This window comes from Methylobacillus gramineus (assembly GCF_020532675.1).
Lineage (GTDB): Bacteria > Pseudomonadota > Gammaproteobacteria > Burkholderiales > Methylophilaceae > Methylobacillus > Methylobacillus gramineus.
Window position 1 is genome coordinate 515,731 of the sequence record NZ_JAJAVE010000001.1, and the last position, 21,327, is coordinate 537,057.

The 21,327-nt window shown below is 51.4% G+C and carries 21 protein-coding genes and 1 riboswitch; of the genes, 13 read left to right on the forward strand and 8 right to left on the reverse strand.

Annotated elements, in window-relative coordinates; all coding sequences use genetic code 11:
- Nucleotides 1-112: 112 nt before the first annotated feature.
- A complete protein-coding gene (locus LG201_RS02450) occupies nt 113-451 on the reverse strand; it encodes a thioredoxin family protein (RefSeq protein ID WP_226770587.1) in 339 nt (112 codons plus the stop codon).
- Between the two features lie 175 nt (nt 452-626).
- A riboswitch (cobalamin riboswitch) is annotated at nt 627-849 on the forward strand.
- Nucleotides 850-1,027: 178 nt separating this feature from the next.
- Between LG201_RS02450 and nrdA the strand changes: the two genes are divergently transcribed.
- From nrdA to LG201_RS02490, 8 genes are all read left to right on the forward strand, one after another.
- Nucleotides 1,028-3,307: a class 1a ribonucleoside-diphosphate reductase subunit alpha gene (gene nrdA / locus LG201_RS02455; protein ID WP_226770588.1), complete on the forward strand. Its 2,280-nt coding sequence runs from the start codon at nt 1,028-1,030 to the stop codon at nt 3,305-3,307.
- A 113-nt stretch (nt 3,308-3,420) separates the two neighbouring features.
- Entirely contained in the window at nt 3,421-4,554 is a 1,134-nt protein-coding gene (gene nrdB, locus LG201_RS02460; protein WP_226770589.1) for a class Ia ribonucleoside-diphosphate reductase subunit beta, read from the forward strand.
- Nucleotides 4,551-4,967, forward strand: coding sequence for a class I ribonucleotide reductase maintenance protein YfaE (gene yfaE / locus LG201_RS02465; protein WP_226770590.1), 417 nt, complete (start codon nt 4,551-4,553; stop codon nt 4,965-4,967). The genes nrdB and yfaE overlap by 4 nt, the downstream gene beginning before the upstream one ends.
- 126 nt (nt 4,968-5,093) lie before the next feature.
- The gene (locus LG201_RS02470; RefSeq protein ID WP_226770591.1) at nt 5,094-7,355 is read left to right on the forward strand and encodes a TonB-dependent siderophore receptor; all 2,262 of its coding nucleotides are present in this window, start codon (nt 5,094-5,096) and stop codon (nt 7,353-7,355) included.
- Between the two features lie 86 nt (nt 7,356-7,441).
- Nucleotides 7,442-8,368: an alpha/beta hydrolase gene (locus LG201_RS02475; protein WP_226770592.1), complete on the forward strand. Its 927-nt coding sequence runs from the start codon at nt 7,442-7,444 to the stop codon at nt 8,366-8,368.
- Nucleotides 8,365-8,637, forward strand: coding sequence for a hypothetical protein (locus LG201_RS02480; RefSeq protein ID WP_226770593.1), 273 nt, complete (start codon nt 8,365-8,367; stop codon nt 8,635-8,637). The genes LG201_RS02475 and LG201_RS02480 overlap by 4 nt, the downstream gene beginning before the upstream one ends.
- The gene (locus tag LG201_RS02485; protein WP_226770594.1) at nt 8,634-10,190 is read left to right on the forward strand and encodes a PepSY-associated TM helix domain-containing protein; all 1,557 of its coding nucleotides are present in this window, start codon (nt 8,634-8,636) and stop codon (nt 10,188-10,190) included. Before LG201_RS02480 ends, LG201_RS02485 begins: the two co-directional genes overlap by 4 nt.
- Before the next feature lie 49 nt (nt 10,191-10,239).
- Nucleotides 10,240-10,596 (forward strand): DUF3325 domain-containing protein, encoded by a 357-nt coding sequence (locus LG201_RS02490; protein ID WP_226770595.1) that lies wholly within the window; start codon nt 10,240-10,242, stop codon nt 10,594-10,596.
- A 29-nt stretch (nt 10,597-10,625) separates the two neighbouring features.
- Here the strand turns inward: LG201_RS02490 and LG201_RS02495 are convergent, their stop codons facing one another.
- From LG201_RS02495 to LG201_RS02505, 3 genes are all read right to left on the reverse strand, one after another.
- Nucleotides 10,626-11,684: an AI-2E family transporter gene (locus LG201_RS02495; RefSeq protein WP_226770596.1), complete on the reverse strand. Its 1,059-nt coding sequence runs from the start codon at nt 11,682-11,684 to the stop codon at nt 10,626-10,628.
- Between the two features lie 43 nt (nt 11,685-11,727).
- Nucleotides 11,728-12,024: a DUF1840 domain-containing protein gene (locus LG201_RS02500; RefSeq protein WP_226770597.1), complete on the reverse strand. Its 297-nt coding sequence runs from the start codon at nt 12,022-12,024 to the stop codon at nt 11,728-11,730.
- 99 nt (nt 12,025-12,123) lie between these two features.
- On the reverse strand, nt 12,124-12,300 hold the full coding sequence (locus LG201_RS02505) for a PLD nuclease N-terminal domain-containing protein (protein ID WP_226770598.1): 177 nt from the start codon (nt 12,298-12,300) through the stop codon (nt 12,124-12,126).
- Between the two features lie 179 nt (nt 12,301-12,479).
- Here LG201_RS02505 and LG201_RS02510 point away from each other — a divergent pair, with 179 nt between their 5' ends.
- The gene (locus tag LG201_RS02510) at nt 12,480-13,472 is read left to right on the forward strand and encodes a CobW family GTP-binding protein (RefSeq protein WP_226770599.1); all 993 of its coding nucleotides are present in this window, start codon (nt 12,480-12,482) and stop codon (nt 13,470-13,472) included.
- On the opposite strand, the gene LG201_RS02515 is transcribed toward LG201_RS02510, so the two are convergent.
- The 4 genes from LG201_RS02515 to LG201_RS02530 all read right to left on the reverse strand — a co-directional run bounded on the left by LG201_RS02515 (nt 13,469) and on the right by LG201_RS02530 (nt 16,997).
- A complete protein-coding gene (locus tag LG201_RS02515) occupies nt 13,469-14,491 on the reverse strand; it encodes a CobW family GTP-binding protein (RefSeq protein ID WP_226770600.1) in 1,023 nt (340 codons plus the stop codon). The two genes, LG201_RS02510 and LG201_RS02515, sit on opposite strands and share 4 nt — an antisense overlap.
- A gap of 203 nt (nt 14,492-14,694) precedes the next feature.
- The gene (zigA, locus tag LG201_RS02520; protein WP_226770601.1) at nt 14,695-15,930 is read right to left on the reverse strand and encodes a zinc metallochaperone GTPase ZigA; all 1,236 of its coding nucleotides are present in this window, start codon (nt 15,928-15,930) and stop codon (nt 14,695-14,697) included.
- A gap of 36 nt (nt 15,931-15,966) precedes the next feature.
- On the reverse strand, nt 15,967-16,392 hold the full coding sequence (dksA, locus tag LG201_RS02525; RefSeq protein WP_226770602.1) for an RNA polymerase-binding protein DksA: 426 nt from the start codon (nt 16,390-16,392) through the stop codon (nt 15,967-15,969).
- A gap of 185 nt (nt 16,393-16,577) precedes the next feature.
- The gene (locus tag LG201_RS02530) at nt 16,578-16,997 is read right to left on the reverse strand and encodes a Fur family transcriptional regulator (protein ID WP_319006033.1); all 420 of its coding nucleotides are present in this window, start codon (nt 16,995-16,997) and stop codon (nt 16,578-16,580) included.
- A 62-nt stretch (nt 16,998-17,059) separates the two neighbouring features.
- On the opposite strand from LG201_RS02530, the gene LG201_RS02535 reads away from it, so the two are divergent.
- From LG201_RS02535 to LG201_RS02550, 4 genes are read left to right on the forward strand one after another with little or no spacing between them, the layout of a single operon-like run.
- Nucleotides 17,060-18,934 (forward strand): ribonuclease catalytic domain-containing protein, encoded by a 1,875-nt coding sequence (locus tag LG201_RS02535; protein WP_226770604.1) that lies wholly within the window; start codon nt 17,060-17,062, stop codon nt 18,932-18,934.
- Nucleotides 18,934-19,737 carry a polyamine aminopropyltransferase gene (locus LG201_RS02540; protein WP_226770605.1) on the forward strand — a complete coding sequence of 268 codons (804 nt, stop codon included), beginning with the start codon at nt 18,934-18,936 and terminating at the stop codon, nt 19,735-19,737. Before LG201_RS02535 ends, LG201_RS02540 begins: the two co-directional genes overlap by 1 nt.
- 26 nt (nt 19,738-19,763) lie before the next feature.
- Entirely contained in the window at nt 19,764-20,921 is a 1,158-nt protein-coding gene (locus LG201_RS02545) for a THUMP domain-containing class I SAM-dependent RNA methyltransferase (RefSeq protein WP_226770606.1), read from the forward strand.
- Nucleotides 20,914-21,288, forward strand: a complete 375-nt coding sequence (locus LG201_RS02550; RefSeq protein ID WP_226770607.1) for a nucleotide pyrophosphohydrolase — start codon at nt 20,914-20,916, stop codon at nt 21,286-21,288. The genes LG201_RS02545 and LG201_RS02550 overlap by 8 nt, the downstream gene beginning before the upstream one ends.
- Nucleotides 21,289-21,327: the final 39 nt, after the last annotated feature.

Here is a 21,327-nt window from a genome sequence, read left to right on the forward strand (position 1 = left end):
GCCAGGATTTGCCTGAAGGTTTGCTGGATTCACTGTTAATAACAAGTGAATCCAGTACTCACCAGCTAGTCCTGGTATTTTTCTATCCGTCTTATTCATTCACTGCACGGCTTTATTCACTGTGCGGCAGGATGGTGGCCAGGGCCTGTTTGATCGTCAGTGCATCCGTAGGACGTACGACTCTGGAGACCTCCAGGCCATCCCGCATGAAAATCAGGGTAGGCCAGAGTTTGACGCTGAAACTGCGGCCCAGGCGTTTACCTTTGCCATCTTCAATCCTGATATGCAGCAAGCTGGAGTTAGAGGGCAGTGCCTGCCTGATCAGAGGCTGCGCCGCCTGGCAATAACCACACCAGCCAGTACCAAATTCCAGTACGACCGCACCTTGCATTGCATCAACTTCTGCGCGGCCGGGATCAGGGGTGATGGGGGTAGGAGGATCTATGCTCATTTGAGTACCAATTTTATCGCCTGTTCAGGTGGACGGCAAAGCGCATTTGATGGTTCCTCATCTGCCTATTCATCATGAAAAAATTTATGCTTATAAATCCGATATATATGAAATTTACCCTGCAATATATCAATATGTAGTGGTTTTAAATTCACACAACCCCATTTCCTTGGGGTATAGTTCAGGCCACTACGGTGTTCGACTTTCATTCAAAAAGCCGACAATAAGGGAATGCGGTGCAAGGGGATAAGCTGTAATCCGCAGCTGCCCCCGCAACTGTAACCGGATAGCAGATTGCCAACTCTGATGGTCACTGAGTCTGTCTTGATTGGCTTGGGAAGGCCGACAATCTGCGATGACCCGGAAGCCAGGAAACCTGCTGTAGATAAATTTCATAACGTTTGAGGCGGGGTGTTCTCGGCAGATGCACGGTGTGTTGGCGCGTATCGCTTTCATGCTGTTTGCAATGCTGGCCTTGAGCCGGTGCATATTCGTCAGATTGATGCTTGATCCAGGCTTGGCCTGGGCTTGATGCGCTGTGTTGAGGCACCCTGCTTCCTGAACTGGGAGCCATAAATGACAAAGTACGAATCTATGAAAGCCACCAAGCGTGATGGTCGCTTGGAGCCTATCAATCTCGACAAAATTCACCGCGTGATTGATTGGGCAGCACAGGGCCTGAATAATGTGTCGGTTTCCCAGGTGGAGTTACGTTCCCACATCCAGTTTTATGATGGCATTCGTACCGATGCTATCCACGAAACGATTATAAAGTCTGCCGCCGATCTGATTTCTGAAGAAACACCAGACTATCAGTACCTGGCAGCGCGCCTGTCTATTTTTCACTTGCGCAAGATCGCTTATGGCCAGTTTGAGCCGCCGCACCTGTTTGCCCATGTGACGCATCTCACCGAGATGGGTAAATACGACCAGCATCTCCTGAAGGATTACACTCAGGAAGAGTTTGATGAGCTGAATGGCTATATTGATCACTGGCGCGATATGAATTTTTCTTACGCCGCGGTCAAGCAGCTTGAGGGTAAATACCTCGTGCAAAATCGGGTATCGAAGAAAATTTACGAGAGCCCACAGTTTTTGTACATCTTGGTTGCTATGTGCTTGTTTGCCAAGTACACAGGCAAGGCACGCCTGGATTACATCAAGCGTTTTTATGATGCGGTTTCTACCTTCAAGATTTCCCTGCCAACGCCCATCATGTCTGGCGTGCGTACACCTACTAGGCAGTTCAGCTCATGCGTACTGATTGAGTGTGATGACAGCCTGGATAGTATCAATGCGACTACCAGTGCGATTGTGAAATATGTATCCCAACGTGCAGGGATAGGCGTGAATGCAGGACGTATCCGCGCCCTGGGTAGTGAAATTCGCAATGGTGAGGCCCAGCATACGGGTTGCCTGCCTTTCTACAAGCTGTTCCAGTCTGCAGTGAAGTCTTGCTCGCAGGGCGGTGTACGTGGCGGGGCGGCTACCTTGTTCTATCCAATCTGGCACCTGGAAGTGGAGTCATTGCTGGTGCTCAAGAACAATCGCGGCGTGGAAGAAAACCGTGTGCGTCACCTGGATTATGGTGTGCAGATCAATCGCCTGATGTATCAGCGCCTGATTAATGGCAAGAACATTACCTTGTTCTCACCGCATGATGTCCCTGGCTTGTATGACGCCTTCTTTGCTGACCAGGACGAGTTTGAGCGTCTCTATTTGCAATATGAGCTGGATGACAGCATCCGCAAGCGCAGCCTGCCTGCTGTCGATCTGTTCTCGCTGGTGATGCAGGAACGTGCGGGTACTGGTCGTATCTATATTCAGAACGTCGATCATTGCAATACGCACAGCCCATTTGACCCTGCGGTGGCCCCTGTACGCCAGTCCAACCTGTGTATGGAAATTGCATTGCCGACCAAGGCATTGAATGACATCAATGATGCAGAGGGTGAAATTGCCCTGTGCACCTTGTCCGCATTCAATCTTGGTGCCCTGGAGACTCTGGATGAGCTGGAAGGCTTGTCTGACCTGGTGGTTCGCGCCCTGGATGCCTTGCTTGAGTATCAGGATTATCCAGTGAAAGCAGCGCTGAATGCCACGGATAAACGCCGCTCCCTGGGTGTTGGCGTGATCAACTATGCTTATTACCTGGCAAAAAATGGTACCAACTACACCAGTAATGATGCACTTGGGTTGACTCATCGCACCTTTGAAGCCATCCAGTATTACCTGTTGAAAGCATCAGTGCAGTTATCCCGTGAGTTTGGCCCATGCCAGGCTTTCCAGGAAACCACTTATGCCAAGGGTATATTGCCAATCGATACCTACAAAAAGGATCTGGATGCGGTGTGCAGTGAGCCGCTACAACTTGATTGGGAAAGCCTGCGCAAGGATATCCAGGCGCATGGCCTGAGAAACTCGACCCTGACAGCCTTAATGCCCTCAGAGACTTCCAGTCAGATTGCCAATGCGACCAATGGGATTGAACCGCCACGTGGTCTGGTCTCAGTCAAACAATCCAAGGATGGTATTTTGCGTCAAGTGGTGCCAGAAATTGATCGCTTGCGTGACCAGTATCAACTGTTGTGGAAAATGCCTAACAATGAAGGTTATCTGAAATTGGTTGGGGTTATGCAGAAGTTTGTTGACCAGTCTATCTCGGCCAATACCAACTATGATCCAACCCGCTTTGAAGGTGGGCGTGTGCCGATGAAGCAACTGCTGAAAGACTTGTTGCAGGTGTACAAGCTGGGTATCAAGACGCTTTACTACCACAACACCCGCGATGGGGCGAGCGATGGCTCAAATGCAGAGGCAGAAGATGACTGCGCAGGTGGTGCGTGCAAGATTTAAGCGCTACAAGACAAGGTGCACGTTTCCGCCAGTTGTATGAGACTGGTGGAAGCCTGCCATCTGTCCTGGACGACATTGTGTAATGCATTTAATGAACGATAGAGAAAAAATCCATGGCGTATAGCATTTTTTCCAAGAACGACAACGAACAGTTAAAAGAGCCGATGTTCTTCGGTCAGCCAGTCAATGTTGCGCGGTATGATCAGCAGAAATACCCCGTCTTTGAAAAACTGATTGAAAAGCAGCTTTCCTTCTTCTGGCGCCCTGAGGAAGTCGATGTGTCACAGGATAGGTCTGATTACCAGAACTTGCCTGAGCATGAGAAACACATTTTCATCAGCAACCTGAAATACCAGACGCTGCTGGACTCGATACAGGGCCGTAGCCCGAATGTCGCCTTGCTGCCGCTGGTTTCCCTGCCTGAGCTGGAAACCTGGATTGAGACCTGGGCGTTTTCCGAAACTATACACTCGCGTTCTTATACCCATATCATCCGTAATATCGTCAATGATCCCTCGGTGATCTTTGATGACATTGTGCGCAACGAGAACATCACGGCACGCGCGCTGGATATTTCTGGCTATTATGATGACCTTATTCACCAGACCATGCTGTATTCACAGTTGGGCGAAGGTGAGCACATCATTAATGGCGAGCTCAAGTCAGTCAATCTGCGCCAGCTCAAGAAACAGCTGTATTTGTGCCTGATGAACGTCAATATCCTGGAAGCTATCCGCTTCTATGTGAGTTTTGCCTGTTCATTTGCTTTTGCCGAGCGCAAGCTGATGGAAGGTAATGCCAAGATCATTCGCCTGATCGCCCGCGACGAAGCCCTGCACCTGACCGGCACGCAGCATATGCTCAACATCATGCGCTCCGGCCAGGATGATGCCGAGTTTGCGGAGATTGCCGTTGAGCTGCAACAAGAGTGCTTTGAGATGTTCCGTGATGCTGCCAACCAGGAGAAGAAGTGGGCAGAATACCTGTTCAAGGATGGTTCTATGATAGGCCTGAACAAGGATATTCTCTGCCAATACGTCGAACACATCACCAATAACCGCATGGCCGCTGTTGGCTTGCCACCGGCATTTGAAAATGCCAAGAGCAATCCTATCCCATGGATCAATACCTGGCTGGCCTCGGATACGGTTCAGGTAGCACCTCAGGAAGTTGAGTTGAGCTCATACCTCATTGGTCAGATCGACTCGGAGGTCTCAGCTGACGATCTCAACGACTTTGAACTGTGAGTGTTGTTCGCAGCCAGCACATCAGTTTTAGCCTAACCCCGCATGAGACTCTGCTGGATGGCCTTGAACGTACTGGCCACGAAGTAGAGTACCAATGCCGGGGAGGGTATTGCGGCATATGCCGGGTGCGATTGCTTGATGGTGAAATTCGTTATCTGGAACAGCCATTGGCATTTATTGCCTCAGATGAGATTCTACCGTGTTGTTGCGTGCCTAAGGCGGATATCCGGGTGGATTGTGAGCTCAGGCCCGAGCTGCGGGATTGGCATCAGCAAGAAGATATGTTTCCTGTGCAGCAGTCACTTTTTGCCGAAGAGTTACTGCATCCAGACCAGCTTATTCCTGCAAAAAAGATGCGCCGAAGAAAATCCAGCAAGCCCAAAGTTCAGGCAAATAATCTATCCCTGTTTTAAATGTGTTGTTTTTTTGCTGAATCTAGCAACATTGAATGTAAATAGAATGTAAAAATTCTCATTTGATAATGATGTTGAGAATTATTTTTAATAAAATCCCTGCTTTTCTTCATGTCAGGGAAAGTAATGAAGCAATCTTCAATATTGGCAATTCAGAAGCCAAAGCTTGTTTGCGTCTTGGTGAGTGCATTGTTTGCAATGCCTACTATTGCTGCAGAAGACAAGCAATCTTCCGTATTGCCAGAAGTCGCTGTTGTTAGCGCAAAAGATGGCAGTGAATCTAAAAGCTATGTTGCCAAAAAAACCAGAAGTGCAACAAAGACAGATACCCCGATTGGTCAAATTGCACAATCCGTTTCAGTGGTAGACCGTAAGGAACTGGATGATCGTAATGCCCAAAATCTTAATGATGCACTCGGCTATACCGCAGGCGTGCGTATGGAAATGCTGGGCATGGATAGTCGTGCAGAGTCCTATAGTATCCGGGGGTTCGCTGGCGGCCTTAATACCACAGATGATGGGGCTTCTACCTTATTCCTGGATGGGCTGAAAGTGCAGGCTGGTGGGCAATGGAATCGTCCTTCCTTTGATGTGTTTGGCCTTGAGCGTGTTGAAGTCATGAAGGGCCCATCTGCTGCCATATATGGTCAGATTGCCCCCGGTGGCATTATCAACCTAGTCAGCAAGCGCCCAAATGCCAACCATGTCAATGAGTTACGTGTCCAGGGTGGCAGTTTTGATCAATACAAGGCAGCATTCGACTTGGGTGGCAGCCTCGCGGATGATCAGTCTGTACTGTTCAGGCTTGTCGGTTCCTTCAGCGATGGTAATTCACAGCTAAAACATACTGAGCTTGAACGCACATTTTTTGCGCCTAGCCTGCTGTGGCAGATATCAGACAACACTAGCTTGACCTTGTTGGCGCAATACCAGCGTGACAAGGGCGGCTCGACTTTCCAGTTCCTACCTTACTACGGCACTTACAAGCCATCTTCCAATAGGCAACGCATGAAGGTGGACACCTTTATCGGTGAACCTGACTTTAATACTTGGGACAGGGAGCAGTCTGCGATAGGCTGGGCATTTGAACATCGTTTCAATGACACTTGGCAGTTCCGCCAGAGTCTGCGCTACACCAGCCTGGATTATATCTATGAAGGTATGGTGAGCCGCGCCAATGGATTGAATGGTATTGCGAATCCCCGCACCGGGACGCGCGGCACTGGCAAGTCTGAAAGTGTCACTGTCGATAATCAATTACAAGCTAACTTCAAGACTGGGGATGTAGGGCATACAGTATTGCTGGGGCTGGATGCACAGAAGGCTGATTGGAACAACACTCGGGTTAACCAGAACAACCTGCCGGGCGTCAGCATGTTTAACCCGGTATATACCGGGTTTAATGGTAACTTTGGATCAGCGGCGACCTCAACACCCTACGACTCCACTCAACGCCAGACAGGCTTCTACGCTCAAGAGCAACTGAGTTGGAACAACTGGCACCTGAGCCTGGGTGGGCGTTATGACCGCTTTGATAATCATCTCACTAATGCTGCAGCTAGCCGCCCAGTGGCGGCACATTTTGATTTCGATGATCATTCGTTCACTTGGCGCACAGGTTTGCTCTACCAGTTCCAGAATGGTATTGCACCATATTTCAGCTACTCCACTTCTTTCGAGCCAGGCAGCATGACAGCCATCACGCTCTCGGATAGCCGCAAACCGGTCAAGGGTGACCAGTACGAAGTTGGTGTGAAGTGGGCCCCTGAAAATGGTAATACCTTGCTGACTGCCTCTGTGTACGAAATCACTCAGGAAAACCGTTTTGTCACCGAGCCCAATGCGGCGGGCTGTACGACCTTGACTGGTAGTGCTACTGGTTGTTCACGCCAGGTGGGTGAAGCCAAGATTCGTGGTGTGGAAATCGAGGGTAAGACCAAACTGGGGGAGCACTGGAATCTGTTGGGTAGCTATACCTACATGGATAGTGAAATCACCAAGACCGAGCTTGCAGCGGAACGTGGCAATGCCTTGACCCAGGTACCCAAGCATATGAGCTCGCTGTGGGCAAGTTATGTATTTACCAGTGGCTATCTGGATGGATTAAATGTAGGCGCTGGCATTCGTTACACTGGGGGCTCTTATGGCTCGGTTTCTCCAGCTGCTGGTGCACCTGCAGATAATCCATTGCTGTATACCGACGGCTATACCACGTATGACGCGGCAGTTCGCTATAACCTCAAGTCACTCGGATATTCCGGTGCTGAATTCAGTATCAACGCCAATAATCTGACTGACAGGCTATATGTCACGTCATGTACTGGTATGACGGCCTGTTTCTATGGCATGGGCCGTAATGTTACTGCTACCCTGAAATACAACTGGTAATTTGAAACCTGGTTACCCACTTGGTGGTGGGTAACCATTTTTGGAGCACGATATTGAAATCAAGATTATTCTTTGTGGCTGCTGTAATGGCAGCCTTAGTCATGTCCACGCCATTAACACAAGCTCAGGATAGTACCCAGCCATGGCATGAGGCAACGCTGCCCATTGCCCAGCAACGCGATATGGTGTCTGCAGTCACGGGAAAGACCTACAGAATTTTTCTTTACCAGCCTGCGGGAACTCCGCCAGCTGAAGGCTATCCAGTCATCTATGTGCTCGACGGCAATACCATGTTTTCTCCGGTTGCCATGCTGGTGCACGGGCAGTCGCAACGACGCGATGCCACGGGTATTATCCCGGCCATTGTCATAGGCATAGGCTACCCGACGAAGGGCCTGCTGGATGAAGTGGCCAGGGCAGAGGATTACACGCCACCAGCTCCTGACCTCAGCAATACGGGTGATACGCGCGCCACACGGCAGGGCGGCGCAGATAAATTCCTTGAGTTCATCGAGACTGAACTCAAGCCACAACTAAAGGGTGAACTGCCAATCAACCCCAGCAAGCAGGCCTTGTTCGGACATTCGTATGGCGGGCTGTTCACCTTGCATGTACTGTTTACCAAGCCCCAGGCTTTCCAGACTTATATCGCCTCCAGCCCCTCCATTTGGTGGAACCAGCAATACATTCTGCAAGAGCGCCAGCACTTTGCACCGCAGGATGATGCAGGCAAGCGCCTGCTGTTGATGGTGGGTAGCCTGGAGCAACAGGCGCCTGCCAATGTCGAGAATACTGGGCAACGGTTGGCACATGCCCAGCGCCGCCGCATGGTGGATGCTGCGCGTGAGCTGACTGCTGACTTACAGGGCTTGAAGCCATCCATACTGGACACGCACTTTTACATACAGCCGGGCGAGAACCATGGCTCTGCCATGTTGACGGGTACAGTACGTGCAGTTGAATTTTTTGTAGGCCAGCGCAGCTTTGGCAAAGAGGATTCCAGCAAGCCATGAAGCCGGGTGTGGATATATTGCTCAGAGTGCTGGCCGGGTTTGTCGGGGGCTACGGCCTCACTGTGCTGGTGAATCTGCTCTGGGTGCTGACCTGGCCTGGACACAGGGCAGACGCGGTGTATTGGGGTACTTTCTTTCCTTATGTTGTATTCGTGATTATCTTGCTGCTGGCCTTTGCTCTGCGCAGTGCCTGGCGTGCCTGGGCCTGGGTATTGGGTTTGTCTGCATTGTTATTGGTATTGCTGGCCTTGCTCAGGTTTTTTAAATGAAAAAGACGTTTTCTCTTTCCATGGCCTGGTTGCATACCTGGCTTGGGCTTTATCTGGGCTGGTTGTTATTCGCGGTCTTTCTGACGGGAACCATGGCGGTGTTCGAGCACAGCATCACGCACTGGATGCAGCCAGAGGCGTTGGTCAAACCTGCGCATGCAGAGGTGATCTTGGCACGTCAACTGGATATCGCCCAAGCTTACCTTGAACAGCATGCTAACCGGGAAAAAGGCAGCAACTGGATGATCGCGCCGATCTCTGACAACCATCCCAGCTTGGAGGTGAGGTGGCGAGTCAAAGGAGAGGCGCACGAGGTGTTATTGAATCCCTTGAACGGGGAAGTCGTGAGTACGCGCGAGACAGAAGGGGGCGCAATGCTGACGCATTTTCACTACACCTTGCTGGCCGGCCTGACGGGTACCTTGATTGTCGGCATGGCTGCCGTGGTCATGCTGGTAGGCCTGATTAGCGGGATAGTGATCCATAAGCGTTTCTTCAAGGATTTTTTTACTTTCCGCAGGCGCTCCTCTGCGCAACGATCCTGGCTGGATGCGCATAATGTTGCGGGGGTGCTGATTTTGCCATTCCTGTTCATGATTACCTACACCGGGCTCGTCATGCAACCCAATACCTTCCTGCCTTTGGGCATCAAGGCCGTGTATGAGAACCCGCGTGCGCTGCGCGGGGATGCCGTGCAGTCGTTTGAACAGCCTTATCAAGCGGAAACGGCAAAGATGATCAAGGTTTCAAGCCTGTTACCACAGGCTCAGGCTGCGATACAAAGCGTAGGCTGGCTGATGATACAGAATGGCGGGGATGCTGGTGCTGTGGTGGAATTTTTCCAGAATCTTGATCGTCGTATCTCGGCCGTGGCCGATCATGCGGCATTTAGTGCGGTTACTGGCAGGATGCTGGGTGTTCAAACTGAGTGGCGCGATTCAGCCTATGTTTACCGCGGTTTTGTTGGTATCCATATGGCCATGTTTGGCGGCTGGGTGATGTCCTGGCTTTACTTCCTTGCTGGTTTGGTGAGCTGCGGGCTGATCGCCACTGGCTTGATCCTATTTACCATCAAGCGCCGCAAGCGACCCGAGCATGAGTTTGGTGCAATGAGCACACGCATTTACAGCTTGATTGAGGCAATCAATATTACCGCTGTGATGGGCAGCATTAACGCCATCTTGATTTATTTCTGGGCCAATCGTGTGTTGCCCATGGAGATACCTGAGCGTTCCAGCTGGGAGGTGCGCGCATTTCTTCTTACCTGGCTAGTCAGCTTGCTGCATGCGCTGTTGCGCAAGCCTCTGTATGCATGGCGTGAGCAGCTCGTGTTTGCAGTCCTTTTATGCTGGTTGCTGCCACTGTGTGCACGGCTGAATGGCCTGCCCTCGCTGCTAGAGTTCTGGCGACATGGTGATGGTATCGCTTTCGGTGTGGAAGCCACTATCTTGCTAATGGGCCTCCTGCTTGCGACAGCTATTCCCAAGGTATCCAAGGCAATTCACGGTGTGCCCTCAAAAAGGACAGCCGGTTCGCATAAAGTGGCCTATTAGTGACCAGGTGATATGGCTGGGGCATGATGAAAATGAGCGAGGAAATGGAGTGAATGATATTTCTGTAGTGCTGACTTGTCTTCTGGCCTATGGACTGGCATATGCCGGCATGGCTTCATTTAGCTTAGGTATGGAAAAGCATTATGTTCAGGCCAGGGTAAGTGATTTAACTGCAAGCAGGAAAAAACTGTTCAAGGCAACAGGCTGGAGCTTCCTGATTTTGGCAGTGTTGCCAGCCATTTATGGCTGGGGACTGACGATAGGCATTGTCTTTTGGACTGGGTTTGTCTCATTGGCAGCGATTAGCGTGGTGCTGGTGCTGTCGTATTTCCCCAAGCGACTTATCTGGCTCGGAGGGGGTGTTGCAGGCATTGCTCTTTCCGTATTGCTGCTTGCCATGCTCTAGCTGCCGTCTTGTGCAGGGCAAGCATCCTGTTAGTTTCTGTCTGTTGGGCGCGAGCTGGAAAAGATATCCCATAAGGTCACGAATAAAGCGGCAATCAATGGGCCAATCACAAAGCCGTTCAAGCCAAACACTGCCATCCCACCCAGTGTTGAGATGAGTACCACATAGTCAGGCAGCTTGGTGTCCTTGCCGACCAGGATGGGGCGCAGGACATTGTCGACCAGTCCGATGACAAATACGCCAAATGCGATCAGTGTCGCACCTTGCCATACTGCCCCCGTTGCCAGAAAGTAAATTGCCACCGGCCCCCAGATCAGGCTGGCGCCCACCGCAGGCAAGAGCGAGAGAAACGCCATAATCACAGCCCAGAGCAATGGCGCCTGGATATCCAGTATCCAGAAAATCAGGCCGCCCAACGCCCCCTGGGTGATGGCTACCAGAATGTTACCTTTAACTGTGGCCCTGATCACGGTGGTGAATTTGTTGAACAGGTGACGCTTATGCTCAGCGCTTAACGGGATGGCCTGCTTGATTTTCATGGAGAGGGCGGCACCATCTCTAAGCAGGAAAAACATCAGGTACATCATGACACCAAAGCCGACGACAAACTCCAGGGTATTCTGGCCTATGCTCAAGGCCTTGGTGGCCAACAACTGGCTGGCCTGCATGGAAACATGACTGAGTTTATCCTGGAAGGATGAAATGTCGGTCAAGCCAGAGCGTGCCAGAATGTTGGTGACAAAAGTAGGCAGCGCATCAATGATCTGCTGAAAATACAGGGCCGGATTGATCTGGCCGGATTTAAGTTTCTGGAATAAGGCTGCACCCTCGTGTACCAAGGAACTTGCAATCAAGATCACTGGGAAAATGACAATCACAATACACGTCATCAATGTGCCAAAGGCGGCGAGATTCTTGCGCTTGTTAGTCAGCCCCAGCAGGCGGCGGTAAAGCGGTGTAAACAGCATCGCCAGTATCGCGCCCCAGAATACTGCACCATAGAATGGCAGCAGAATCACGACCAGCGCGGCTGAGACTGCAATGAGCAGGAAAATAAAGGATTTGTTATGAAAGTCGGTATTGTTCATGAGGATGCAGTGTAATCAGAAATGTGGCGAATTGCTGAGCTATTTATTTCCACATGACATCGCTTTGATTACTAATCGCAGACTCAAGCAGCTTGATCAGGGGTAATGCTCTGCTAGGCAGGCCGATATTGGGCTCCTGACTTTCATTGTCGTGATTGACGGCTGAGGCTGGAATTGTGCTCAGGCCTTGTTTCAGTTGGGCCAAGGCTTGTGGTACATCTGCGGCAAGAATAGCGCCGGGCACCGTGCCACTGTGTCCCATGAGTTTGAGGAGCTGGCTGACAACGTCGCCAAACATGGTAATGTCGCTATAACGTGCGGTGGAGAAGGTAACAAGCATGATGGAAGTCCTGAGGATAATGATGAGGAATGAAGGTGCTTGTTGCACCATCAGCCCTGAGATGATGGTCTGCTGGCTGATGGCGAGTGGCTGTCAAGCCTAGTTGTTCTTGCTACCTGGGCCAGCCAAATACCATACAATCAGGCCTAGTACCGGGAATATCAGCACGCCTAGTATCCATAGGATTTTCTTTATCGTATCTGCCGAACTCTGGATAATCTTGATGATGGCATAAATGTCTGCAACGAGGATCAGTAAGGCAATAATGCTTTGCATGGTTTTTTCCTTTTTCTGGGTTTCTATCTTTATAAGAGTACGGCAGGCTCCCTGCTGCAACCGTGAGAAATATACGCCGCACATGCAATCCGTAATATCAGACTACACTGAATTACATGTAGGAATCTACCGACTCCTTCCTGGCTTGGCTATCTGTTTGTTGAAGGGCATGGCCACATATGCAGAAGGCTGATTCTCATTTTATTCCGGTGACATTGCTGACGGGATTCCTGGGTAGTGGTAAAACCACCTTGCTGAACCGATGGCTGCAACAGCCTGAGATGGCGGATACCTTGGTGATTATCAATGAGTTCGGACAAGTGGGTTTGGATCATCTGCTGGTTGCCCATCAGCCTGATAGCACGACAGTGGTGGAGTTAAATAATGGGTGTCTGTGTTGTAACTTGCGCACTGATCTCAAGCAAACACTCAAGGACATCAGCTGGCGATTTTCCCGCCATGGGCAGCGTCAATTCAAGCGCGTGGTCATCGAGACCAGCGGCCTGGCCGATCCGGCTCCTATTTTGCATACCATCATGAGCGATGCCTATGTGTCAGCTTATTACCGTCTGGACAGCATAGTGACGGTGGTGGATAGCGTACATGTCCTGGAAACGCTGGAGCAGTTTCCTCAAGCGCTAAAACAGGTGGCCGTTGCAGATGTGCTCTTGCTGACCAAGGTAGACCTGGTAAATGCAGGTGTGCAACATGCGGTGGAAAGCAGGCTGCGGGGCTTGAATCCATCAGCCCGCTTGCATCAAGTGCAAGGCAGTTCAACGAGCATGGACTGGATATTCAGCGGCCAAGATGCTGACGGGCGATTCCCGCATTGGTTACCAGCACAGGCACAAGCGCCGATGTCTGAGCATCAACAGCAGAGTATTAGCACTATTAGTGAGCAGCTGGATCTGCCTATAGATTCCGATGTGTTTGCGGCATGGCAGGATGCACTACGCGGCTTTGCTGGCCCTGGCTTGCTACGTTTCAAGGGCTTGTTTCACCTGGTGGGTCAGTCACAACCCGTGGCGCTGCATGCAGTACAACATGTCATGCATGCGCCTGTGCTACTTAACTCATGGCCTGAGTCGATGGCTCCGCAAAGTCGCCTGGTATTTATTACGCAGGATATTGCTGAGCAAGATATTTTTGCCTTGCTGCAAAAGCTCCACTAGATCTGCATCAGGGCATCACGGATTTTCATCTCGTCCAGCCCTTTGCCAATCAATACCACACGCGTGATAGGTTCCTCTTCATCCCAGCCTTCAAGCAGGTTAGGTGGATATAGCGTGTGTTGTACGGCATGAATCGCCAAGGGAGCAGGTTGGTCTTCAGCGTGAACGATGCCCTTCATGCGCAGCAGATTTTCGCCAAATGTTGCACATAACCATTGCAGGGCTGGCTCCAACTGATGCCAGGTAAGCGGTTTAGGCATGGTCACGGTAAAACTGCTGATTTCATCATCATGCACGGCTTGTGGCAGCATGCCTCGCCCGGCTTTTGACCGGGCGGGAGCACGCAGCCATCGTTGGGGTTGTGCCTGCTTGCCACTGGGATCGAATAATCCAGCATCAATAATGGCTGCCGGTTCTATCTCGCCATGCTGGATGCGATATTGGGTAGCGCCCGGGTTCAGTGATTCCAGTGTTGCTGAGAGGGCTTGTAGTTGCGCTTCAGTCGCAAGGTCGGTCTTGGTCAGTAACAATACATCGGCAACGGCTGCCTGCTTGCGTGCCTCAGCATGCTGCTCAATCTGTTGGGTGCCATATATGCTGTCTATGGTCACGACCACGGCATCAAGCCGATAAGTCGATACGATGACTGGCTCATTCAGCAGATTGGCAAGGATAGGCCCCGGGTCGGCCATACCGGTAGTTTCTATAACCAGACGATTGAACTTCGGGATGGCTTCCAGCTGGCGCTTGAAAAAGAGGTCGCGCATGGTTTCAGCCAGCTCGTTGCTCAGGGTACAGCACAGACAGCCAGATTCCAGCAATACGGTATTGTCAGTGATATGCTCGCTTTCCACATTACGGGCCAGAATGTGGTCGAGTCCGGCAGCGCCGATTTCATTGATGATGACGGCCGTATCCTTCATGCCTGGATGATTCAGCAACTTGTTAAGCAGAGTGGTTTTTCCACTACCGAGAAACCCGGTCAACAAAGTAAGCGGGATGCGGTGGTCCAGCGTCATGGTGTGTAATTCCTTGAATCTTTACGAAGTGTATGCATCGCTACTGGCGCGGGCGATAACCAGGCTTATTTTAACCGAGAACAGCCTGAAGACGGTGCGCAACCGTTGCACAATCATTAAATCGGCTGATGGCTGCGCATGCCTGTTTCAATAATGGGGCATAGGGTGCTGTGATGGTAATCAGGATGTTAGCGGTAACTGGTTTACCATGTGGCTTCTTCTTCAGGCAGGTTCTCACGTTCCGCCCCCCATCCCGGGAATGGATCGGGGAAAGTCTGCCAGGCGGGCATTCCTAGATCCATTTCTCTCTCAGTGAGCAGGCATTGGTCGAACGACGTCGTTAATGCTGTCTTGTCCATATTGATGCCGATGAGGACGATTTCCTGCTGTCGGTCACCAAATTCGCCAGAAAATCGGCGATTGATCTGGGCTAAAGATTCACTATCCTGGGGCCAGTTACTTTTTGGCGTGGCCGCCCACCAGTAACCCGCCAGCTCATGTCTGGATACGACACCAGCCTGGGACCAACTGACGCAATAGGCTGGGCGTGAAGCGATCCAGAAATGTCCTTTTGATCGCACAACACCGGGCCACTCGCTGTTCATCCAGTCCCACAGGCGTTGAGGGTGAAATGGGCGCTGGGCACGATACACAAAGCTACGGATACCGTACTCTTCTGTTTCAGGCACATGCTCGCCACGCAACTCCTTGAGCCACCCCGGTGCCTCCTGTGCTGCTTCAAAATTGAAGAGCCCAGTATTCATGATGGTGTGCAGTGGAACCTTGCCAAAACTGCTGTGAGCGATGCGGGCACGAGGGTTGAGGCTGTTGAGGATGCCATGCAGACGACGGATTTCCTCTGCCGTTACAAGGTCTGTTTTGTTCAGTACGATAACATCGCAGAACTCAACCTGTTCAATCAACAAGTCCACAACGGTACGTTCGTCGTCTTCTCCCATGGATTCACCACGCGCAGACAATTGGTCGCGTGAGCCATAATCCTTGAGGAAATGATAGGCATCTACCACCGTGACCATGGTATCTAGCTGGGCGATGTCTGACAGACTTACCCCATTCTCATCGCGGAAGGTAAAGGTTTCTGCCACAGGGAGAGGTTCTGAAATGCCAGTGGATTCTATTAATAGATAATCAAATTTACCGGCTTCCGCCAGGCGTTTGATTTCAATCAGCAGATCCTCGCGTAGCGTGCAGCAGATGCAGCCGTTGCTCATTTCCACCAGTTTTTCTTCTGATCGTGACAGATCTGCCCCGCCTTCACGTATCAATTGGGCATCGATATTGACCTCTGACATATCGTTGACAATAACCGCCACGCGTTTTCCTTCGCGGTTATTGAGAATGTGGTTGAGCAGGGTGGTTTTGCCCGTACCGAGAAATCCAGAAAGTACGGTGACGGGCAGTTTTTTAAATTCACTCATGTGGATGGTCCTTGCGTAATGGGATATTCAGTGTGTTCAAGCGCGGAACTGGCGTTCGCGTTGTTCATGTCGTTCTTGTGCTTCCAGTGATAGTGTCGTGGTCGGTCTTGCGAGTAAGCGAGGCAGGCCGATGGGCTCTCCGGATTCTTCGCAAAAGCCATATTCACTGTTGGCGATTCGCCTTAGTGCCGCATCGATTTTCTTTTGCAGCTTGCGTTCACGATCACGTGTCCGCAGTTCCAGCGTATGCAGTTCTTCTTGCGTGGCACGGTCTGCAGGGTCAGAAAACTCTTCGTGTTCGCGCAGATGATTGCTGGTATCGCGTGCATTGTCGGCAATCTGCTCACGCTGTTTTTCTAACAGGGTTTTGAAAAATAGCAGTTGATCTGCATTCATGTATTGCTCCGCAGGCATGCCGAGCAGGGATTCTGGAGAAATGTTGGATGGACATTTTGGGGACATGATAAAAGACAGTTATGCAACAAAGTTGCATAATAAGGGCTGTTGGTTTTATTTGCAACTTTGTTGCACGTTGAGGAGGGGATGGTTTAAGCGGGATATAGCGGGGAAAATGCCGGAAGGGTTAGCTATAGCCTGTTTTTACAGGCTATAGCGTTGTAGCTGACAACGTTTGTTAAGGATGCAAGCTAATTTTTTTCAGTATTACAGTGATCACATTGACCTTTTATGTTGAGTTCAACCGACTCAACGGTAAAATGTGAAGGGACGCTGCTGGGAATCCTGGGTTTGACATCATCGAGGCAAAACATCTTGCCGCATGAGGTGCATTGAAAGTGCGCGTGGTGATGCTTGGCATTGCGCTGGGTCAACTGGAAACGCCTTGCGCGGTCTTCACCCATGATCGGGTGTACAAGATTGCACTCTACCAGCCAGTCCAGCACTCGATACAGCGTTACGCGGTCAAACGGGGCTTCCTGGGTAAGTGTGTGCAGGAGTTCTTGGTGAGTGAGTGGATGTTCTCCATCAAGCAGAACATTCAGCACCGCAACACGTGAGGAGGTCGGGCGTTGCCCAATCTCATGTATCATTCGTTCGGCATTATGCATAGGCCGTAAATTACAGACAATCAACCCGTGCCGTCAACTGGGCACGGCAAAAAAGCAGGATTATGAACGTATTTTTTGAAGAAGATGGCAGTTTCAAGGTTGCCTCCATCATGACGGAAAACCCCGGCTCCCTTCAGGTAGAAGCCATTTCCGGTAAACGCTCCAAGATCAAGACCGCCAATGTATTGTTGCGCTTTGAGGCGCCACTGGCTAGTTTCCTTGAACATGCAAATACTGAGGCTGAGGGCCTGGACATTCCTTTCTTGTGGGAATGCTGTGGCGAGCCCGAGTTTGGTTTTGAAGAGCTGGCACAGGAATATTATGGCAAGAAGCCAACGCCAGGCGAGGCTGCAGCGATTGCCATCCGCCTGCATAGCGCGCCTGTGTACTTCTACCGCAAAGGCAAGGGCCGTTACAAGGCGGCTTCTGAAGAAACCTTGCAAGCCGCACTGGCCGGGCTGGAAAAGAAGCGATTGCAGGCAGAAAAAGTGGCTCAGTATGTCGAGCAGCTGAAAGCAGGCCAGTTGCCTGAAGAGTTCAACGGCAAAATTGACGCGCTGCTATATCAGCCAGACAAAAACGGCCTGGAGTGGAAAGCGCTGGAACAGGCTTCCATTGAGTCTAACCAGCACATCGTACGTGTACTGGCAAACAGCGGGGCGATTAATTCAGTTCATGATTATCACTTTGGTGCTTTCCTGCGCGAGTATTTTGCCGAGGGAGAAGGTTTTCCAGAGGTTGATGCGCTGACGGTACCCGATGATCTGCCGCGTGCAGCCATTGAGGCCTTTAGTATCGATGACAGCACGACAACGGAAATTGATGATGCCTTCTCGCTGCAGCCCCTAGCTGATGGCGTGATCCGTGTCGGCATCCATATTGCTGCACCTGCGTTGGGGATTGCCAAGGATGATGTGCTGGACCAGGTAGCCATGCATAGGCTTTCCACGGTGTATATGCCAGGCCATAAAATTACCATGCTGCCGGAACAGGCTATTACGCCTTATAGCCTGAATGAAGGGGAATGGCGCCCGTCATTGTCGCTGTATCTGGATGTGGCACCTGATTTGAGCATACTTAAACGTGAGAGCCGGGTAGAGCTGATCCACGTAGTGGCCAACTTGCGACACGATACTCTGGAGCCATATTTCAATGAACATACGTTGGAGCAGGATAGCGGGCATCCTTACTGGCAGAGACTGCTGTTCCTGTTCAACCTGGCAGAGTCTCTCGAAAAAGGCCGTGGCAAGTATGATCCCACGCGTCCTATCCAGATTGATTACAACTTCTACGTCAACGCTGGCAAGGTGAGTATTCTGGGCCGCCGCCGTGGTGCCCCTATAGACAAGCTGGTAGCTGAGCTCATGATAGAAGCCAATAGCCATTGGGGTGGCCTGCTGGCGGAACACCAGGTGCCTGGCATCTATCGTGCGCAAAATGGCGGCAAGGTTTATATGACAGTCAAGGCTGAGCCGCATCAGGGCCTGGGTGTGGCCCAATATAGCTGGAGCACTTCTCCCTTGCGTCGTGGGGTTGATCTGGTGAATCAGCGCCAGATTATTTCTGTCGTACAAAACACAGAGCCGGTATATCCGGTAAATAGCGATGATCTTGCCGTCATCATGCGCAACTTTGACCAGACTTATAACGCCTACAATGAGTTCCAGACACGCATGGAGCGTTACTGGTGCTTGCAGTACCTGGTGCAGGAAGATATTCGTGAAATTGCTGCTACCGTCTGGCGTGAAAATCTGGTGCGACTGGATAACATCCCGCTTATGACCAAGGTACATGGCATGCCAGAGCTGGCAACCGGCACACGGGTGATCATCGAAATACAGAAGGTGGATACCTTGCTGATTGAGCTGGAAAGCCGCTTCAAGGCGCTTGAGCAACGGCAAGATGAAAGTGCAGCGGACGAAAGCGAGGCGGCCTGATGTTCAGGGTGGGCCGCAAAATCGCACGCAGCATCCATAAAGCCATCACCAGCGAGGACAGTGTAGACGTCAGTGAGCTGGATGGCGTACGTTCATTGCATCTGGGGTCGGACACCATCCAAAGCTCCATGCGGGTGAAAGACCCCTATGCATTGGAGCTCAGGTATTCGCGCGGCATGATGGTATTCCTGCTGTTTCATAAACAGCCCACAGACCTGGTCGTGCTCGGCCTCGGCGGTGGTTCCATCCCTAAATATGTGTATCACCACCTGCCCGCCATGAAAATCCGGGTGGTGGAAATCAATGCGCGTATCATTGAGGTGGCGCGCAGTCATTTCATGGTGCCCGATAACGATGCGCGTTTCGACATCATTGAAGGTGATGCTGCTGCCTATCTGCGCGATAACCCGGCAACCACCTCCATGCTGATGATGGATGCCTTTGGTAGCAGTGGCTTGCCGCCAGACCTGTGTTCGCAGGACTTCTTTGATTCCTGTGCGGATGCGATTACGCTGGATGGCATGTGTGCGATCAACCTTTGGGGTAGCGACAAGAATTACGATGTTTACCTGCAGCGCATAGAAACCAGTTTCCATGGACGTATACTGGTCATGCCGACAGGGCGGCCAGGCAATGTGGTGATCTTTGGGTTTAAGCGTGCACCGAATGATTTACGCTGGAGTACCTTGCGTGTCCGCGCCAAGGCACTAGAAGCAATACACAAAGTGGAGTTCCTCGAATTTGTCGAACGCCTGCGCGAACATAACCCTAGCACCAGCAACCGCTTATTGCTTGAATCCTAGCAATCAACAGCATACTGAAAGACAACATGCATTATCAATTTTTTGCCACTTGCCCACGCGGCCTTGAAACTATGCTGGTGGAAGAACTTACCAGCATCAATGCACGGCAGATCACTCCTACTGATGGAGGGGTTGGCTTTGCTGGCGATATGCTGCTGGTGTATCGCGCCAATCTTGAGAGCCGCATTGCAACGCGTATCCTGCTGCAGGTTGGCAAGGGCCGTTACGCCAATGAGGATGACCTGTATCAGGCTGCGTTCAATATCGACTGGAACCAGTGGTTTAATGTACGCCAGAATTTCATGGTGAAAGTCACCGGCGTCAAGTGTCCGCTGAAAAGCCTGGAGTTTGCCACCCTGCGCATCAAGGATGCCGTGTGTGATCGCTTCCGCAAGGAAGTGGGCAGTCGTCCCTCCATAGACACCCGTGAGCCAGATGTCAGGCTGCATGCCTATCTTGCTGCCGAGGATTACCTGCTGTATCTGGACACCTCCGGCGATCCGCTTTACCAGCGTGGCTTGCGCCGTGCCAGCATTGAAGCACCATTGCGCGAGAATTTGGCAGCTGCGATTCTGCGTCTGAGCGGATGGCAACCGGGCACTCCGTTGTTGGACCCGATGTGCGGAAGTGGTACCTTTTTGCTTGAAGCAGCCATGATGGCGCTGGACATTGCACCTGGCAGTGGCCGCAATTTCGGTTTTGAACGGTTGAAAAACTACAACGCTGGTGGCTGGCAATCGCTGTTGAAACAGGCCAAGAGCCGCGCCAAGCCAGTGAGTTTCCAGAAAATATACGGCAGTGATTCTGACCTGCGTGCTGTCCGTGTCAGCCGTCAGAACCTGCAACAGGCAGGCTTGCTGGACGCCGTGCAACTGGCGCACACCGAGTTTACAGCCGTGGTACCACCAGCGCCTGAAGGCACTCTGGTGGCTAATCCGCCTTATGGTGTACGCATAGGTGAAGATGAAGATCTGGCAGCGCTTTATCCCAAGATCGGTGAAGCATTGAAGAAGAAATTTGCTGGCTGGAATACTTATTTCCTTACCAACGACTTGCGCATGCCCAAGCTCATGCGGCTGGCACCGAGCAAGCGCACCCCGTTGTTCAATGGGCCGCTGGAGTGCCGCTTGTTCGAAGTGAAAATGGTAGCTGGCTCCAATCGCAAGGAAAAGCCTGATGCCTGATGTGCCTCAACCGGATTCGCTAGATCAATTACGCGCGCGTATCAATCACTTTGTACAGGAGCGTGACTGGGAGCAGTTCCACACGCCCAAAAACCTAGCAATGGCGATGATCGTGGAGGCGGCGGAAGTGGTGGAGCATTTCCAGTGGGACAGTCCGCAGGAAAGCATTACCCTGAGTGAAGAGCGCAAGACCGAGATCGGCCACGAACTCGCGGATACCCTGGTCTATCTGCTGCGGATTGCGGAAGTCTGCGGCATCGACCTGATTGCCGCTGCCAACGCCAAAATAGTACTGAACGCCAAGAAATACCCGGTGGAAAAAGCCAAAGGCAGCAACGCAAAATATACCGCCTATCAGGATCAGTAAGTTTCTTCAGCGCGTCTTTATTAATATTGTAATGAAGGC

Coding starts and splice junctions, on each gene's coding strand:
- LG201_RS02450 (WP_226770587.1), bottom strand. CDS start 451: ATGAGCATAGATCCTCCTACCCCCATCACCCCTGATCCCGGCCGCGCA.
- nrdA (WP_226770588.1), top strand. CDS start 1,028: ATGACAAAGTACGAATCTATGAAAGCCACCAAGCGTGATGGTCGCTTG.
- nrdB (WP_226770589.1), top strand. CDS start 3,421: ATGGCGTATAGCATTTTTTCCAAGAACGACAACGAACAGTTAAAAGAG.
- LG201_RS02470 (WP_226770591.1), top strand. CDS start 5,094: ATGAAGCAATCTTCAATATTGGCAATTCAGAAGCCAAAGCTTGTTTGC.
- LG201_RS02475 (WP_226770592.1), top strand. CDS start 7,442: ATGGCAGCCTTAGTCATGTCCACGCCATTAACACAAGCTCAGGATAGT.
- LG201_RS02480 (WP_226770593.1), top strand. CDS start 8,365: ATGAAGCCGGGTGTGGATATATTGCTCAGAGTGCTGGCCGGGTTTGTC.
- LG201_RS02485 (WP_226770594.1), top strand. CDS start 8,634: ATGAAAAAGACGTTTTCTCTTTCCATGGCCTGGTTGCATACCTGGCTT.
- LG201_RS02495 (WP_226770596.1), bottom strand. CDS start 11,684: ATGAACAATACCGACTTTCATAACAAATCCTTTATTTTCCTGCTCATT.
- LG201_RS02500 (WP_226770597.1), bottom strand. CDS start 12,024: ATGCTTGTTACCTTCTCCACCGCACGTTATAGCGACATTACCATGTTT.
- LG201_RS02505 (WP_226770598.1), bottom strand. CDS start 12,300: ATGCAAAGCATTATTGCCTTACTGATCCTCGTTGCAGACATTTATGCC.
- LG201_RS02510 (WP_226770599.1), top strand. CDS start 12,480: ATGCAGAAGGCTGATTCTCATTTTATTCCGGTGACATTGCTGACGGGA.
- LG201_RS02515 (WP_226770600.1), bottom strand. CDS start 14,491: ATGACGCTGGACCACCGCATCCCGCTTACTTTGTTGACCGGGTTTCTC.
- zigA (WP_226770601.1), bottom strand. CDS start 15,930: ATGAGTGAATTTAAAAAACTGCCCGTCACCGTACTTTCTGGATTTCTC.
- dksA (WP_226770602.1), bottom strand. CDS start 16,392: ATGTCCCCAAAATGTCCATCCAACATTTCTCCAGAATCCCTGCTCGGC.
- LG201_RS02530 (WP_319006033.1), bottom strand. CDS start 16,997: ATGCATAATGCCGAACGAATGATACATGAGATTGGGCAACGCCCGACC.
- LG201_RS02535 (WP_226770604.1), top strand. CDS start 17,060: ATGAACGTATTTTTTGAAGAAGATGGCAGTTTCAAGGTTGCCTCCATC.
- LG201_RS02540 (WP_226770605.1), top strand. CDS start 18,934: ATGTTCAGGGTGGGCCGCAAAATCGCACGCAGCATCCATAAAGCCATC.
- LG201_RS02545 (WP_226770606.1), top strand. CDS start 19,764: ATGCATTATCAATTTTTTGCCACTTGCCCACGCGGCCTTGAAACTATG.
- LG201_RS02550 (WP_226770607.1), top strand. CDS start 20,914: ATGCCTGATGTGCCTCAACCGGATTCGCTAGATCAATTACGCGCGCGT.